This window comes from Streptomyces sp. NPDC002845 (assembly GCF_053591955.1).
Genome location: NZ_JBSFUU010000044.1, coordinates 64,866 through 79,171 on the forward strand (window position 1 = coordinate 64,866; position 14,306 = coordinate 79,171).

Below are 14,306 nucleotides of genomic sequence, written 5' to 3' on the forward strand. Positions count from 1 at the left end.
GATGGAAGAGGTGAGGTGTGGCGGACGAGGGGCGGCTCGTCGCCGGGCGGTACCGGTTGGCCGAGCAGATCGGCCGTGGCGGCATGGGCACGGTGTGGCAGGCCGAGGACGAGGTCCTCGACCGTCAGGTCGCGCTCAAGCGCCTGCATGCCCGGCCGCACCTCGCCGACGACGAGCGCGACACGCTCTACGAACGCACCCGCCGCGAGGCACGCAGCGCCGCCCGCATCACGCACCCCAACGTGGTCGTAGTCCACGACGTGGTGGAGGACGAGGGGACGCCGTGCATCGTCATGGAGTACGTGCCGTCCACCACGCTCGACGACCTGCTCAAGGGCGGCGGCACCCTCCCGCCGGAGGAGGCGGCCCGGATCGGGATCGGCATGATCGCGGCGCTGCGGGCCGCCCATGCCGCCGGGGTACTGCACCGTGACGTCAAGCCCGGCAACGTCCTGCTCGGCGCCGGTGGCCGGGTCGTCCTCACCGACTTCGGCATCGCCACGGCGACCGGAACCTCCACGCTGACCAGGACCGGCGAGATCGTCGGCTCCATCGACTACATCGCGCCGGAGCGCATCAGAGGCCTGACGCCCGGCCCCGCCTCCGACCTGTGGGCGCTGGGCGCGACGCTCTACCAGGCGGTGGAGGGACGGGCCCCGTTCCGCCGGGACACGGCGGTGGAGACGGCGTACGCCATCGCCGTCGACCCTCTGGAGCCCATGAAGCAGGCGGGTGCCCTCGAACCGCTCATCGAGACCCTGCTGTCCAAGGACCCCGACGAGCGGCCCTCGGCGGAGGGGGTGGAGCGGGCACTGCGGACTGTCGGGACTCTTGAGCCTCTTGGGGCTGCTGGAACTTCTGGGGCTGCTGAAACCTCTGGAACTTCTGAGTCGTATGTCTGCACGTCACGGCTGTCGGCCCCGCCGTCGGCCCGTGAGCCCCATCCGGGACCGCGGCCGCCCGGCGACCGCCCTCGCCGCAAGGGCCGCGCCCGTGTGTGGGGCGCGGCGGCCGCCGTCCTGGCGGTGGTCGCGGCCGCGGGGGCCGGGCTGTACGCGACCTCGGCCGACCACGGCGGAGCGACGGACGGCACGGCGGGGAAGCCCGCCACCACCGCACCCGCGTACGCGCCCTCACCCGTCCCCGACGGCCACCACCTGGCGACGGCGGAGAAGCTCGGCGTCGCCTTCCCCGTGCCGGACGGCTGGAAGCTCAGCAAGAGCACGCTCAACCAGGTCACCTACATCGACCCGTCCGGCCTGGTCGAACTCAGCGTCGGCATGGTGGACCCCGCGGGCGATCCCCTCGCCCACTTCAAGGACATCGAGACGAACACGAAGCTCAACTACTCCGCGTACAGAAAGCTGTACCTTCAGCGCACCACCTTCCAGGGGCAGCGCGCCGCGGTGTGGGAGTTCACCTTCGAAGGCCGCGTCCGCACCTTCCACGCCATCAACCTCGGCTTCGGGGAAGAGGGCGGCAGAGAGTACGACATCTACGTCTCGGCCCCCGACGAGCAGTGGGACACCTACCGTCCGGTGTTCGACACGGTGCGGGGAGGTTTCCGGACCACCGGTCAGCAGTGAGGGGTCAGCCGCGTACCTCGGGCACCCCGACGCAGAGGCCGGGCCGATGCCGAAGGCGATGCCGAGGGCGATGCCGATGCCGAGCCGGGCACGGCGTCTGAACACGGGAAACCGGCTTGCCGCCCCACCCCGGCATCAGAAGACTCCCGGGCATGACCACCACCGCACGTGATCTCGCCCTTGAGCACTTCCGCTGGACTGGCGGCCACGTCGGCGTCTGGGCCGCTTTCCGGGATGCGAAGGCGCTGACTGCCATCGTGGCCGGCCTCGCCGAACCGTTCCGGGACGGGCAGGTCACGGCGGTCTGCGGGGTCGAGTCCCGCGGGTTCCTCCTGGGCGGCGCGACGGCCGTCGCGCTCGGCACGGCGTAGCCGGTCCGGCTGTTCCTCGCCCCCGCCGCCCCTACCCGTCCCATCCTCCAGGGGCTCTGCCCCTTCGACCCCGCCGGTAGGGGGGTGGGTGGTGTGGGTTGTCGGCGGGCTGCGGGTTATGGGGGCTGGTCGCGCAGTTCCCCGCGCCCCTGAAGGGGCGCGGCTGCGGCACAGGCCTGCAACCAGTCGGCCTGCCCCCCCGCCAAGCCTTTCAGCCCCGGCCAGGCACCACCAGCCTGTCCGGCGTTTGAGGACGAGGCCGCAAGGCCGATCCACCACCCGCCGAGCCGTACACTCCCATCCCACCCCAGCCCCCTCAACCCGTCCGGCGATTGAGGACGAGGCCGCAAGGCCGATCCACCACCCGCCGAGCCGTACACTCCCATCCCACCCCAGCCCCCTCAACCCGTCCGGCGATTGAGGACGAGGCCGTTCAGGCCGATCCACAGCAACCCCCACCCACCCGCAGAGAACCCACCCCCCAACGGGGGTCCAGGGGGCGCAGTCCCCTGGCGGGGTCGAAGGGGCGGAGCCCCTGGGGATGGGACGGGTAGGGGCGGCGGGGGCGAGGAACCTCTCGCAGGCCGCCCTCACTCACCCCAACGAATCCGTCAACGACTTCTCCGCCCAGATCACCTTGCCCTCCGGGAGGAACCGTGTGCCCCAGCGTTGGGTGAACTGGGCGATGAGGAAGAGGCCGCGGCCGCCCTCGTCGGTGGCGCGGGGATGGCGGAGGTGGGGGGCGGTGGGGCCGCTGTCGAAGACCTCGCAGATCAGGGTGCGTTCGAGGATGAGGCGGAGGCGGATGGGGCCGGTGGCGTGGCGGATCGCGTTGGTGACGAGTTCGCTCACCACCAGTTCGGTCGTGAACGCCAGCCCGTCCAGCCCCCACAGCGCCAGCTGACGAGTCGTCGTCTTGCGGGCCTCGGCCACGAGGGCGGGGTCGGCGGGGAGTTCCCAGGTGGCGACCCGGTCGGCCCCGAGGCTGCGGGTGCGGGCCAGGAGGAGGACCACGTCGTCGCTGGGCTGGTCGGGGACCAGGGCGTCGACCACGGCCTGGGCCCATGCGTCGAGGGAGGACGGGTCGGCACCCTCGGCGAGGGCACCGCACAGGGCCCGGTCGTCCGCCTCGGCCAGCAGCCCGTCCGTGTGGAGGGCCAGCACCGTACCCGGGGGCAGGTCGAGGGACAGGGCCTCGAACGGGGGGCCGTCCACGCCGAGGGGCGGCCCGACCGGCAGGTCCGACGCCAGCGTGACCGTCCCGTCCGGCGTGACCAGCGCCGGCGCGGAGTGCCCCGCGCTCGCCATGTCGCACGCGCCGGACACCGGGTCGTGGACGACGTACAGACAGCGCGCCCCGACGTTGTGCACGCTGCCCGCGCCCGGATCGGAACCCTCCTGACCCTCCTGCCGGGCGGACTTGGCGACCAGGTCGTCGAGATGGGCGAGGACCTCCTCCGGGGGCAGGTCGAGGTCGGCGAGGGTGCGGACGGCCGTACGCAGGCGGCCCATCGCGGCGGCCCCGTCGATGCCGTGGTCGACGACCTCGCCGACGACGAGGGCGACCCGGGCACCGGACAGCGGGACGACGTCGTACCAGTCGCCGCCGAGGCCGGTCAGCTCGTCGGCGGGCCGGTAGCAGGCGGCCACGTCGGCCGCCTCCTGGTCGGGCAGGCGGCGGGGCAGCAGGCTGCGCTGGAGGACGAGCGCGGCCTGGCGCTCGCGCGTGTAGCGGCGGGCGTTGTCGACGCAGACGGCGGCGCGGGCGACGAGTTCCTCGGCGAGGCTCAGGTCGACCTCGTCGAAGGGTTCGTCGGGGTCGCCCCGGAAGAAGGCCGTCAGGCCCAGCGTGATGCCCCGCGCCCGGATCGGCACGATCAGCACGCTGTGCAGCCCCAGCTCGCGGAAGGAGGCCTCCCGGCCGCCGGGCAGAGTGCTGGACCACTCCTTGGCCAGCGGGTCGAGCCGCTTCTCGTACCAGGTGCGGCCACCGGCGAGGGTGCGCACGGGCGGCGTGCCCGGCAGGTACGACGCCACCTGGCCGATGTCGACCGCGGCCTCCGGCACCCCGCCGCGCACCGACTGCTGCCCCGCCCGCCGCAGCGGCACCGCGTCCGCCCCGCTCACCGGACCGGGGTCGGCCCCCTTCAGCACCGACTCCAGCAGGTCCACGGCGACGAAGTCGGCGAGGCCCGGCACCGCCACGTCGGCCAGCTCCTGCGCGGTCCGGGTGAGGTCGAGGGTGCGGCCGATCTGCTCGCCCGCCCGGTCCAGCAGGGCGAGCCGCATACGGGCGCGGTGGCGTTCGGAGACGTCCACGACCGTGTAGTAGACGCCGATCGGGTTGCCGTGGTCGTCGTCGAGGCGGGTGAACGACATCGAGTGCGCCGTCTCGCGGTGCGGTTCCGAACGCACCCGGCCCACATGCTCGTACCCGATGACCGGCTCGCCCGTCCGCAGCACCTTCCGCATCTGGGCCTCGATCCGCTGGGCGTCCAGACCGGGCTGTACGTCGGCGAGCCGGCGCCCGACACGCTCGTGCGCGGGTCCGCCGCCGAACGCCTCCAGCGCCCTGTTGGACCACACGAACCGCAGGCCGGTGTCGACGATCGCTATCCCGACGGGGGAGCGGGCGGTCATCTGCTCCAGCACCGAACGGCTCATGTCCCAGCCGGGCGCCTCGGTCATGTCGGAGACGAGGGCGAGCCAGCGGGCGCCCTGCCTCGGCTCCCCCATGGATTCCCCCACCGGATTCCCTGCCGGCTCCCCCATGGGCACGACCCGCACCATCACCCGGATCGGGCGGCCGTCGCGGTGGCGGGCGGTCAGGACGCCGAACCAGCCGCCCTTGTCGCGGTGGACATCGGCCAGTTGGGTGACCCGGGACGCGTCCTCGGCGACCAGCAGCTCGCCGACGCCCCGGCCCAGTGCCTCGGCCGCCGTACGCCCGAAGAGCCGCTCGGCGGCCCCGGACCAGTTCGTCACCACCCCGCGCGCGTCGAGCAGCAGCGGCACGGCATCGGCCACGTCGAACCGCTGCCGGGCGACATCACTGTCCCTGTCGGTCCCCACGGCGACCCTCTCTGTCGCTGAGACGCCCTCCCGCCCCATTATTCACCTTGTGTGATCGCATTCCGGTCAACTCGTGGCCGGGGGGTCGCACACGGGGGTACTGAGGGGGTACTGCGGGGGTACTGGGGGGCGCATACGCGGGAACGTCAGCCCGTGGTCTTCTGTGTCCTCGGCGGCCGCCAGCCTTGGGGTACGTGGTGCTCGCGCGTTCGGCGACCCGGGTGAAAAACTCCTCGCGACTCATCCGCGCGCCTGTGAACGGTTCGTCCGGCGCGCGGGCGACCCGGCTGTCCGGACACCCCCTGCCTGCCCGATGAAGCGGTCGTGCCGCACGGCCATCACCTCGCTCACCCCGCGCGTGCTGCCTCGACCCGACTCGGGTGGCCCCGCCCCGGACGCCCGAACGGCGACCCGGACGGGGAGCCCTGAGACGGGGTCAGCAGTCGCGGAACTCGGGCGACTGGTTGAGGATCTGCGAGCGCAGGGACGTGAACTTGGTGTACGTCGCACCGCCGCGCGCCTCGGACGGGAACACCGCCACCCGGTGACAGTTCTGGAAGGCGAGCGCCACACCGAAGTGCCGCTCCAGGCTGGAGCGGATCGCGTCGCTGGACAGCGCCCGCAGCAGCTGGCCGCGCTCCTTCTCCGACGGCGGCGGGGTCTGGTTGTCCGCGAACTCTGCCGTACCGGCGCGGAGTTCGGCGACGAGGCCGGAGACCAGGTCGTAGGCGTACGGCAGGGACGTACGGACCGTGGCGACGAAGTCCTCCTCCCGCACCTCACCGTTCTCGGCTTCGGCGAGCAGCTGCGGGGAGACGTCGAGCGACATGAGGGGGTTCCTGTTCTGTGGGTGGTGCTGGGTGGTACTCGGTGGTGCTGGGAGTGGTGCCGGGGGTGGTGCCGGGTGGTACTCAGCCGTACTCGGCGGTACTGGCGGCACTCGGTGGTTCAGACGGACGCGGCCAGGGCGGCGGGCCCGTGCTGGAAGTCCGGGTCGACCTGCGTGGACAGGTCCTGGCCGGTGGCCGCGTCGGCCCAGGAGGCGGCGTTGCGGAGGTGGAACTCGACGGCGTACCGCTGGAAGGCGGCCCAGTCCTTCGTACGGGAGTCGACGGACGTACGGAGCTGCCGCAGGGCCTGGGCGTTGTGCGGCTCCAACTCGCCCTCGGCGCGGCCCTGCTCCTGGGCGCGTACGAAGGAGGACTGGGCGCAGTGGGTGAGCAGGTCGTCGCCGACGTGCTCCTTGAGGAAGAGCAGGTCGTCCTCGCCGGTGACCTTGTTGCCGACGACCGCGATCGGGATGCCGAACTCGGCCGCGTGGTCCCGGTACTGGCGGTAGACGGAGACGCTCTTGCGGGTCGGTTCGACGACCAGGAAGGTCATGTCGAAGCGGGTGAACAGGCCGGAGGCGAAGGCGTCGGCACCCGCCGTCATGTCGACGACGACGTACTCGCCGGGCTCGTCCACCAGGTGGTTGAGGTACAGCTCCACCGCGCCGAGCTTGGAGTGGTAGCAGGCCACCCCGAGGTCGCTCTCGTCGAAGGCGCCGGTGGTCATCAGCGAGACGCCGTTGATCCGCTGCACGTGGTGGGCGTGGATCTCGTCGTCGCCGAGGAGCCGGAGGAGACGTGAGCCCCGGCCGGGCGGGGTGGTCTTCACCATGGCCTCGCGGGAGATGATCCGCGGGTTGCCACCGCGGAGGTAGTCCTTGATCTCGCCGGTGCGCGAGCTCAGCGGCGGGGCGGTGAAGTCCGCGTCCTCGTCGAGGCCGAGGGCGTACGCCAGGTGCTGGTTGATGTCGCCGTCGACCGCCACGACCGGCGCGCCGGAGTCGGCCAGGTGGCGGGCGAAGAGCGCGGACAGGGTCGTCTTGCCGCTGCCGCCCTTGCCTACGAAGGCCACGCGCATGAGCGCCCACCTGCCCGATCCCTATTGAAAATGGATGTCATAAACATAGACTCGGGTGGAGTGGTGCCCTTGTCAAATCGCCGCCCGTGTCAATTGGGCTGCGCTGAAGCCGAGTTGATGGAGTTTTCGCGTCGAGGGAGTGTGCGCATGAGGAAGACCGGGTCTGGCCGCCCCTTCACGCTTGTCGTCTGCACCGGGTGCGAGGACGGTGAGGGCGGTGGGGACGAGGGCGGCGACGGCCAGGGGGGTGACGGCCGGGTCCTCGACGTGCTGCGGCAGGCCGTACGCGGATGCCCGCACGGCGTGCTGATCTCCGTCGGCTGTCTGGGCCGTTTCCTGCACTGCCGCCCGGGGCGCGGGCTGTACGCCGCCGTCCAGCCGTGCGCGGCGGACCGCAGGCCGGACGGGACCGTCGTACGCCTCGGGCCGATCACCGACGGGGCCGACGCGGAGGCGGTCGGCGCCTGGCTGCGGGCAGGGCTGCCGGACGACGGCACGCTGCTCCCCGGCCACTTGCGCGCGGCACCGGCTCCGCGCCATGTGGCGCACCTCAACTGACCTTGCCGTTTCGGTTGGGGGTGACCGGGTGACCGGGTGGCGGATGGTCACGGCATCCAGCTGTCGCCCTGTCGGCCGCCGTATCGGCCGTAACGGCAGAGTGGCCCGCACCCGGCTCCGGGGAGCGGGGGCGCGGGCCACTCGACACTTCGCTGTGGCACGACAGCGGCACACTGGGTCGTGGCTCAGGCGAGGTTGTGTTCCAGGGCGGCGAGGTAGTTGTCGATGAAGTGGTCGCGGAGGCCTTCTCCCGTGGGGGCGAACGCGGCGGCCGTGACGCCCTTGGCGCGATTGATCAGGCCCGTGGTCAGCGGCAGGGATTCGTGGATCTTCCGGCCCGAGTCGATGTAGCGGAGGGCGTCGACGTGGTGGAAGGCGGGCTCGGGCGGCAGTTCCGGCACGATGTCGTTGTTGTTGACGAACCGGTAGAAGCGGCCCTTGAACGCCTTGTTGCAGGCGGCGGCGAGCGTCTGGTCGCAGGTGCGGGGTGCCCCGTAGGTGTAGACACCGTCCGCGAGCAGCTTGGGGTCCTCCAGGTGCAGCCGGCAGGCGGCCAGCATGGCGAGCGCCCCGCCGAGGCTGTGGCCGGTGAACCAGACGCTCTGCCCGTTGTCGCGGAACTCGTCGACGGTCTCCCGAACCCCGGGATAGACCGACTGCAGGGCCTCGCCGAAGCCGTAGTGGATGTAGCCGGTGCTGGCGGGGCCCCGCCAGGGCGGGGTGGTGGCGTCGGTGAGCCAGTCGCGGATCTCGGTCGGCTGGGTGCCGCGGAAGGCCGTGAGCACCATGTGGTCGCTGGCCAGGGTGTACGCCTGCGTGTCCTCCAGCGGGAAAGGCGGGGTGAAGGCGGTGCAGTGGTGGCGGACGCGGTCGAAGCCCCATTCCTGGGCCTGCTGCTCGATCGTTGCCTCGTCCTTGTAGGCGAGGTCGGAGGCGCGGGCGAGCCAATAGGCCAGGGGCAGGCTGTAGCCGGCGGCGTGATGGTCGAACGGGGGCACGGACATCTCGATCGTCTCCAAGACAGGGGAAGGGGGACGGGGGGACGGGAAGGGGAAAGGGGCAGGTCGCGTAGTGCGGCGCTGACTTCCTCCCCTGGGCACGGCAGACCCCCACCCGGTGCCGCCCGATTTCCCTCGAAGAGACGGCGCGCGGAAGCGCAGCGGTGGGCACGGGGCGCGCCCCCCGGAACGCCGTCGCGCTGTTGGAGCTGAACGGAACCGACGCCGGGGACGCGGTCCGCTGGGAGGCGCGGCTGCACGGCCACCAGGCGTACGACCGGGCCATGGACGCAGCCCGCAGCCCGCAGCCCGCAGCCCGCGGTGCGCGGTGCCATCGGCGCGCGGGAGCCCGCCGCCGCAGCCCTGAAGGACGTCCCTGCCTTCCGCCATGACGACGCGCCCGTGAAAAAGTGACGCGTCGCAGCGAGGTCAAGGGTTCGTCTACGGCAGCCGGACGAGGTTCATCCGGTACTCCTCGACCTGGGGGAGCCGCTGGGCGGCGAGGCCGGTGAGGAACTCCTGGTAGGAGGCGGAGAGCTCGTCGTACATCCGGGGTGGCAGCGCGCTCAGTGTGTGCGTGGCGAGGACCCGGGCTCCCGGCAGCCACCGGGTGAGCTCGTCCGGGTCCGGGCAGGCCCAGCGCATACGGGCCTCGACCTTGCTCAGCGCGTCGTGCTCGTCCTGGTTGTCGATGATGGCGGGGCCCGCGGTGTCCAGGGCCAGCAGCGAGCCCGGGAAGCGGGTGGCGATCAGGTCGACGACGTACCGTACGCCGGCCTCGTCCAGGTAGGGCAGGACGGCCTCGGCGGCGAAGAAGTGCGGGCCGCCGGTGATCAGGTCGGCCCAGCCGGAGTCCGTCACCGAGGCGGTGATCATCGTGCGGCGCGGGGTGTCCTCGAAGAAGGTGCGCCGCAGGTCGATGACGTCGGGCAGGTCGAGGTCGTACCAGCGGACCCGGCCGTTGCCGACGCGCTCGTACCGGGTGTTGAGACCGGTGCCGAGCTCCACGACGGTCCCGTCGGGATGCTCGGCGAGGAAGTCCGCGACCCACCGGTCGAACAGGCCGGTCCGCAGGACGGCACCCATCAGGCTGGGCACGCCGTCGAAGCGGGAGAAGTCGTAGTCGATCGCGGCGACGAGTTCCTCGGCGCGGGGGTCACGCAGAGCGGGGTGCTCCTTACGGTTCTCCACCGCGCGGCCGTACAGGGGGATCAGCAGGGTCTCCTGGACCGTGCCGAGACGTACACCGTGCTCGGACTGCTCCGACTGCTCTGTCATGGCGGCCTCCATCGGGGTGTATACGTCCGCGGCGCCGTACCGCACCGCGTACCGGGCCGGGCGATGCCGTGGCTGCGACCATCGCCCGGCCCGGAGTTCTCAGGTGCCCGCGGCAAGTTGGGGTTGCTCGTGTTCGCAGGCGTCGTCGATGCCGTGGGTCTCCCAGGCGGGGAAGGGGTCGTCGGCGGGCAGGGGCTCGGCGTCCGCCATGAGGCAGGAGGCCAGGGTGGTGTGGAGCGCCTCGGCCTTCAACTCCGTACCGATGAAGACGAGTTCCTGGCGGTACGGGGTCTCTCCGTCCCGCGCGCCCGACGGCTCGAAGCGGGCGACGGAGCCCGCCTGCGACCACAGGCCCGTCACGCGGGGGCGGCTGGCGAGGGTGAAGAATCCCTTGGAGCGCAGGACACGGCCGTACGCGCCGCTGTCGAGATCCTCGGTGACGAAGTTCCACAACCTGTCGGGGTGGAAGGGGAGTTCGGAGCGGAAGACGGTGGACGAGATGCCGTACTCCTCCGTCTCCGGGATGTGGTCGCCGTTGAGTTCCCTGACCCAGCCCGGTGCCTGCTGGGCCTGGTCGAGGTCGAAGCGGTGGGTGCCGAGGACGTCGCGGACGTTCACCCGGCCGTGGTCGGCCGGCACGATGCGGGCGACGGGGTTGAGCCGGGTGAGCGTGGCGGACAGCCGGTCGGCGGTGTCGGGGTCGACGAGGTCGAGTTTGTTCAGCACGATCACGTCCGCGAACTCGACCTGGTCGACGAGCAGATCGCTGACCGTGCGCTCGTCGTCCTCGTACGGCGCGAGGTCGCGCTCGGCGAGTTCGTCGCCCTGCTCCAGCTCGGTGAAGAAGTTCGCCGCGTCGACCACCGTGACCATGGTGTCGAGGCGGGCCACATCGTCGAGGGTCGCGCCGTCGTCGCGGGCGAAGGCGAAGGTGGCGGCGACGGGCATGGGTTCCGAGATGCCGCTGCTCTCGATGAGGAGGTAGTCGAACCGCCCCTCGCGGGCCAGCCGTTCGACCTCCTCCAGCAGGTCGTCGCGCAGGGTGCAGCAGATGCACCCGTTGGTCATCTCGACGAGCCGCTCCTCGGTCCGCGACAGCGCGGCGTCGCCGCCGCGCACGAGGGCGGCGTCGATGTTGATCTCGCTCATGTCGTTGACGATGACCGCGACCCGCAGACCCTCGCGGTTGCCGAGCACATGATTGAGCAGGGTCGTCTTGCCCGCGCCGAGGAACCCGGAGAGGACGGTCACGGGCAGCCGGCCGGGACGGGAATGCCCCGGACGGGAATGGCCGGGACGGGAATGACCGGGACGGAAATGGCTGGAACGCGAGCCGTCGGAGCCGGAACGCGAGCCGTCGGAGCCGCCGGTGCTGGAGGGGTGCCGCATTCCGGGTCAGCCCTCGGGGTGCAGCAGCCCGCGCTCGTACGCCTTCAGCAGCCGCTGCGGTACGAGGTACGTCGTCCCGTCCACCGTGAACGGCACCAGCTGCGGCGTGCTCGCCTTCCACTGGGCGCGGCGGTGACGGGTGTTGCTGCGGGACATCTTCCGCTTGGGGACGGCCATGGGGACTCCGGTGAGGGCTGGGGAAACGGGGTGGGCGTAGTACGTGCGTGGTGGGCGACACGCTACCTGAAAATGAATCCCATTATGAAGCCGGGGGGATTGGCCAGGAAGACGGAGGGGGTTATTCCACCTGTGGCTGAATAGTGATGATGCGTGAACTTCCCTTGTGTTCCCCGAGGTTGACAGTGAATCCCTCGTGATTGACGATGTGCAGGCGCTGTGGCTCGTGTGACCTGTGAGTTCAGCGCTTTTCAACCACTTACCCTGGTACGGCCCCGGCTGCCTCCCTCGTGCTGCCCACTGCCGTGAACCGGGTCTCTCGACTTTCAAAATGGGGTCTGCATGTCCATAGCGAGACGTGTCACCGTGCGCCGCGTGTTGGGGACGGGTGCCGCCGCGCTTGCCCTCACCGCTGTCACCTCCGGCGCCGCCTGGGCCACCGGTTCGCCGGGCGGTGGGGACGGCTGGGGCGGCTCGAAGAGTTACAAGCCCGGGAAGGGCGCGGGTACGCCGACCGAGATCGACCGGTGCGAGTTCTCCCTGGACGGCGTGAACTTCGCCGACTGGGTCAAGCTCGACGACCAGAACCTCAAGCCGACCGAGGACGGCAAGGTCCACGTCACGGTCCGCGCCGCCTCCGGTGCCACCACCTGCACGGTCTCCCTCGCCTCCTACCTCGCCCACGGCCCGACCTTCGAGACCTCGGGCGAGCAGGTGTTCGTCGACTTCGACACCGTCACGGTCAAGGGCGGCAAGCACGGCAAGACCGACTCGCTCGACATCGTCGTACCGGACGCCGGCTGCTACGCGCAGATCGACCTCTACCGCGGCGCGGTGAAGTTCGACGGCAAGCTCGACGCGAACGACGGCTTCGAGCACGGTGAGCTGCCCAAGGGGCCGGACCGCCCCGTCATCAAGGACAAGCTGATCGCGGCCTGGAACGGCGGCACGAAGGACTGCATCAACACCGAGGAGCCCCCGCCGGTCGAGTCGACGCCGCCGGTCGAGTCGACCCCGCCGGTCGAGTCGACCCCGCCCGTCGAATCGACGCCGCCGGTCGAGTCGACCCCGCCGGCTGAGACGACCCCGCCGGCCACGCCGTCGGAGCCGGAGGAGGAGACCTCGACGACCCCGCCCGCCGACGAGTCCTCCACCCCGCCCGCCCCCAGCCCGAACGGCGACCTCGCCGAGACCGGCGGCGGCAACGCCATCCCGGTCGCCATCGGCGCCGCGACCCTCCTCGCGGCCGGCGGCGGCATCTTCCTGGTGACCCGACGCCGCGCGGCAGGCAACACCCGCGCGTAGCGCTTCGATCGAGGCCCCGGGGATTCCCGTACGACGTCGTACGGGAATCCCCGGGGCTTTCGTGTGTGCAGGGTTATTCCGGATTGTTCGGGTTTATACAGGATGAGGTGTGATTCGGAAGACAGCTAATCAAGTTTGACCAGTGCGCTCGCGAGGCATAACCTCTCACGTCTGCACGTAATCAAACTTGATGAGTAACCGCGCTCGGCCGTTGCCGGCCACCGAAAGGCAGGACCCACCCGTATGACCCATCTGCCCGACACCGGCTACACCCCCACCGACGACGACCGCGCCGGCCTCGACGCCTGGTTCGCGGAGTACGACGCGCACAGCGCGAAGCGCGATGTCGAGCGCATGGCCGACCTGGCCGTGTTCCCGCTCAACCTGGTGAGCGACGACTCGGCGGGCAACGGCCGCTCGGCGCAGTGGGACCGCGAGCGGTTCGTCGCCACGATGACCCACGTGATGGGCGAGGGAGACGAGGACATCACCTTCGAATCCACCCGTACCCCCGTCTTCCTCTCCCCCGCCATGGCCGTGGTCTTCACCGACTCGACCATGACGGTGCGGGGGCACAGCCGGCAGCTGCGGTACGCCGACATCCTGGTCCGGCGGGACGGGGCGTGGGCGTTCCAGACGATGATCCAGGGCGGTTGGGGGGACAACCTTTGACTTGCACCTCGGGCTGAAGCCCGAGGATTCTGGCCTTCTCGACTCGCTGCTGTGCCGCTACGCGGCACGGGGTTCGGTCGGGAATCCGTGGCTTCCTGTTTCTTCGCGCTGTGCCGGGATCGCTCCTGGTCTTACCGGCGCTCCGCAGGCCGATACCGCCAGTCCGGCGGCCGTTCTGACGTTGATCGCGGCGTTGGTGTCCCGGTCGTGGACGGTGCCGCAGGCGGTACAGGTCCACTCCCGGACGCTGAGGGGTTTGGGTCCGTCCTTGACGCCGCAGGTCGAGCAGGTCTGGGAGGTCGGCTCGAACCGGCCGATCTTGACCAGGGTGCGGCCGTACCGTTGTGCCTTGTACTCCAGCATGCTGATGAACGATGCCCATCCGGCGTCGTGCACGGACTTGGCCAGCTTCGTGCGGGCCAGTCCCGCCACCGACAGGTCCTCCACGGCGATCCCTTGGTTCTCGGAGATCAGTTTCGTGGAGAGCTGGTGGTGGAACTCGCGGCGTGCGTCAGCAACTTTGGCGTGGGCGCGGGCGACCTTGAGGCGGGCCTTGGCGCGGTTCTTTGATCCCTTCTGCTTGCGGGACAGCTCCTTCTGTGCCCTCTTCAGCTTCTTCTCCGCGCGCCGCAAAAAGCGCGGGGAGTCGATCTTCGTGCCGTCGGAGAGGACCGCGAAGTGGGTCAGGCCGAGATCGATGCCGATGGTGCGGCCGGTTTCGGGCATCCGTGTCGCGTCGGCGGTGGGGTCGGTGTCGATGACGAAGGAGGCGAAGTACCTGCCGGCCGGGTCCTTGATGACGGTGACGGAGGTGGGGGTGGCGGGCAGGGTGCGGGACCATTTCACCTTCACCGCGCCGATCTTCGGCAGGTTCAGACGGCCACTGCCGGTGATGTTCCAGCGGGCGTTGGCGGTGAACCGGATCGACTGCCGCGTGTCCTTGCGGGACTTGAAACGGGGCACACCTGCCCTGGCGCCCTTGCGGGTGCCCT

Annotated in this window: 13 protein-coding genes; 5 read left to right on the top strand and 8 right to left on the bottom strand. The window is 70.9% G+C overall.

Annotated elements, in window-relative coordinates; translation table 11 throughout:
• Window positions 1–17: 17 nt before the first annotated feature.
• A complete protein-coding gene (locus ACWD3C_RS28695) occupies window positions 18–1,586 on the top strand; it encodes a protein kinase domain-containing protein (protein WP_451148880.1) in 1,569 nt (522 codons plus the stop codon).
• Window positions 1,587–1,738: 152 nt separating this feature from the next.
• The gene (locus tag ACWD3C_RS28700) at window positions 1,739–1,957 is read left to right on the top strand and encodes a hypothetical protein (RefSeq protein ID WP_451148882.1); all 219 of its coding nucleotides are present in this window, start codon (window positions 1,739–1,741) and stop codon (window positions 1,955–1,957) included.
• A 594-nt stretch (window positions 1,958–2,551) separates the two neighbouring features.
• On the opposite strand, the gene ACWD3C_RS28705 is transcribed toward ACWD3C_RS28700, so the two are convergent.
• The 3 genes from ACWD3C_RS28705 to ACWD3C_RS28715 all read right to left on the bottom strand — a co-directional run bounded on the left by ACWD3C_RS28705 (window position 2,552) and on the right by ACWD3C_RS28715 (window position 6,937).
• Complete coding sequence (locus tag ACWD3C_RS28705) at window positions 2,552–5,029, bottom strand: SpoIIE family protein phosphatase (protein ID WP_451148884.1); 2,478 nt, start codon at window positions 5,027–5,029, stop codon at window positions 2,552–2,554.
• A gap of 436 nt (window positions 5,030–5,465) precedes the next feature.
• Complete coding sequence (locus ACWD3C_RS28710) at window positions 5,466–5,858, bottom strand: SCO5389 family protein (protein ID WP_451148886.1); 393 nt, start codon at window positions 5,856–5,858, stop codon at window positions 5,466–5,468.
• A 119-nt stretch (window positions 5,859–5,977) separates the two neighbouring features.
• A complete protein-coding gene (locus ACWD3C_RS28715; protein WP_451148888.1) occupies window positions 5,978–6,937 on the bottom strand; it encodes an ATP-binding protein in 960 nt (319 codons plus the stop codon).
• Between the two features lie 147 nt (window positions 6,938–7,084).
• Here ACWD3C_RS28715 and ACWD3C_RS28720 point away from each other — a divergent pair, with 147 nt between their 5' ends.
• On the top strand, window positions 7,085–7,495 hold the full coding sequence (locus ACWD3C_RS28720; RefSeq protein ID WP_451148890.1) for a hypothetical protein: 411 nt from the start codon (window positions 7,085–7,087) through the stop codon (window positions 7,493–7,495).
• 185 nt (window positions 7,496–7,680) lie between these two features.
• On the opposite strand, the gene ACWD3C_RS28725 is transcribed toward ACWD3C_RS28720, so the two are convergent.
• From ACWD3C_RS28725 to rpmF, 4 genes are all read right to left on the bottom strand, one after another.
• Window positions 7,681–8,499, bottom strand: a complete 819-nt coding sequence (locus ACWD3C_RS28725) for a lipase family protein (RefSeq protein WP_451148892.1) — start codon at window positions 8,497–8,499, stop codon at window positions 7,681–7,683.
• 435 nt (window positions 8,500–8,934) lie between these two features.
• Window positions 8,935–9,771 carry a class I SAM-dependent methyltransferase gene (locus ACWD3C_RS28730; protein ID WP_451148894.1) on the bottom strand — a complete coding sequence of 279 codons (837 nt, stop codon included), beginning with the start codon at window positions 9,769–9,771 and terminating at the stop codon, window positions 8,935–8,937.
• A gap of 99 nt (window positions 9,772–9,870) precedes the next feature.
• Complete coding sequence (locus tag ACWD3C_RS28735) at window positions 9,871–11,028, bottom strand: GTP-binding protein (RefSeq protein WP_451148908.1); 1,158 nt, start codon at window positions 11,026–11,028, stop codon at window positions 9,871–9,873.
• 138 nt (window positions 11,029–11,166) lie between these two features.
• Window positions 11,167–11,337 (bottom strand): 50S ribosomal protein L32, encoded by a 171-nt coding sequence (gene rpmF, locus ACWD3C_RS28740; protein ID WP_451148896.1) that lies wholly within the window; start codon window positions 11,335–11,337, stop codon window positions 11,167–11,169.
• A 342-nt stretch (window positions 11,338–11,679) separates the two neighbouring features.
• Here rpmF and ACWD3C_RS28745 point away from each other — a divergent pair, with 342 nt between their 5' ends.
• Both ACWD3C_RS28745 and ACWD3C_RS28750 read left to right on the top strand, forming a co-directional pair.
• The gene (locus ACWD3C_RS28745; RefSeq protein WP_451148898.1) at window positions 11,680–12,642 is read left to right on the top strand and encodes an LAETG motif-containing sortase-dependent surface protein; all 963 of its coding nucleotides are present in this window, start codon (window positions 11,680–11,682) and stop codon (window positions 12,640–12,642) included.
• Window positions 12,643–12,885: 243 nt separating this feature from the next.
• The gene (locus ACWD3C_RS28750; RefSeq protein ID WP_451148900.1) at window positions 12,886–13,314 is read left to right on the top strand and encodes a nuclear transport factor 2 family protein; all 429 of its coding nucleotides are present in this window, start codon (window positions 12,886–12,888) and stop codon (window positions 13,312–13,314) included.
• A gap of 57 nt (window positions 13,315–13,371) precedes the next feature.
• Here ACWD3C_RS28750 and ACWD3C_RS28755 read toward each other — a convergent pair.
• Window positions 13,372–14,306, bottom strand: a 935-nt coding sequence (locus ACWD3C_RS28755; protein WP_451148902.1) for an RNA-guided endonuclease InsQ/TnpB family protein, incomplete at its 5' end; no start/stop codon positions are given.

Coding starts and splice junctions, on each gene's coding strand:
- ACWD3C_RS28700 (WP_451148882.1), top strand. CDS start 1,739: ATGACCACCACCGCACGTGATCTCGCCCTTGAGCACTTCCGCTGGACT.
- ACWD3C_RS28710 (WP_451148886.1), bottom strand. CDS start 5,858: ATGTCGCTCGACGTCTCCCCGCAGCTGCTCGCCGAAGCCGAGAACGGT.
- ACWD3C_RS28715 (WP_451148888.1), bottom strand. CDS start 6,937: ATGCGCGTGGCCTTCGTAGGCAAGGGCGGCAGCGGCAAGACGACCCTG.
- ACWD3C_RS28720 (WP_451148890.1), top strand. CDS start 7,085: ATGAGGAAGACCGGGTCTGGCCGCCCCTTCACGCTTGTCGTCTGCACC.
- ACWD3C_RS28725 (WP_451148892.1), bottom strand. CDS start 8,499: ATGTCCGTGCCCCCGTTCGACCATCACGCCGCCGGCTACAGCCTGCCC.
- ACWD3C_RS28730 (WP_451148894.1), bottom strand. CDS start 9,771: ATGACAGAGCAGTCGGAGCAGTCCGAGCACGGTGTACGTCTCGGCACG.
- rpmF (WP_451148896.1), bottom strand. CDS start 11,337: ATGGCCGTCCCCAAGCGGAAGATGTCCCGCAGCAACACCCGTCACCGC.
- ACWD3C_RS28745 (WP_451148898.1), top strand. CDS start 11,680: ATGTCCATAGCGAGACGTGTCACCGTGCGCCGCGTGTTGGGGACGGGT.
- ACWD3C_RS28750 (WP_451148900.1), top strand. CDS start 12,886: ATGACCCATCTGCCCGACACCGGCTACACCCCCACCGACGACGACCGC.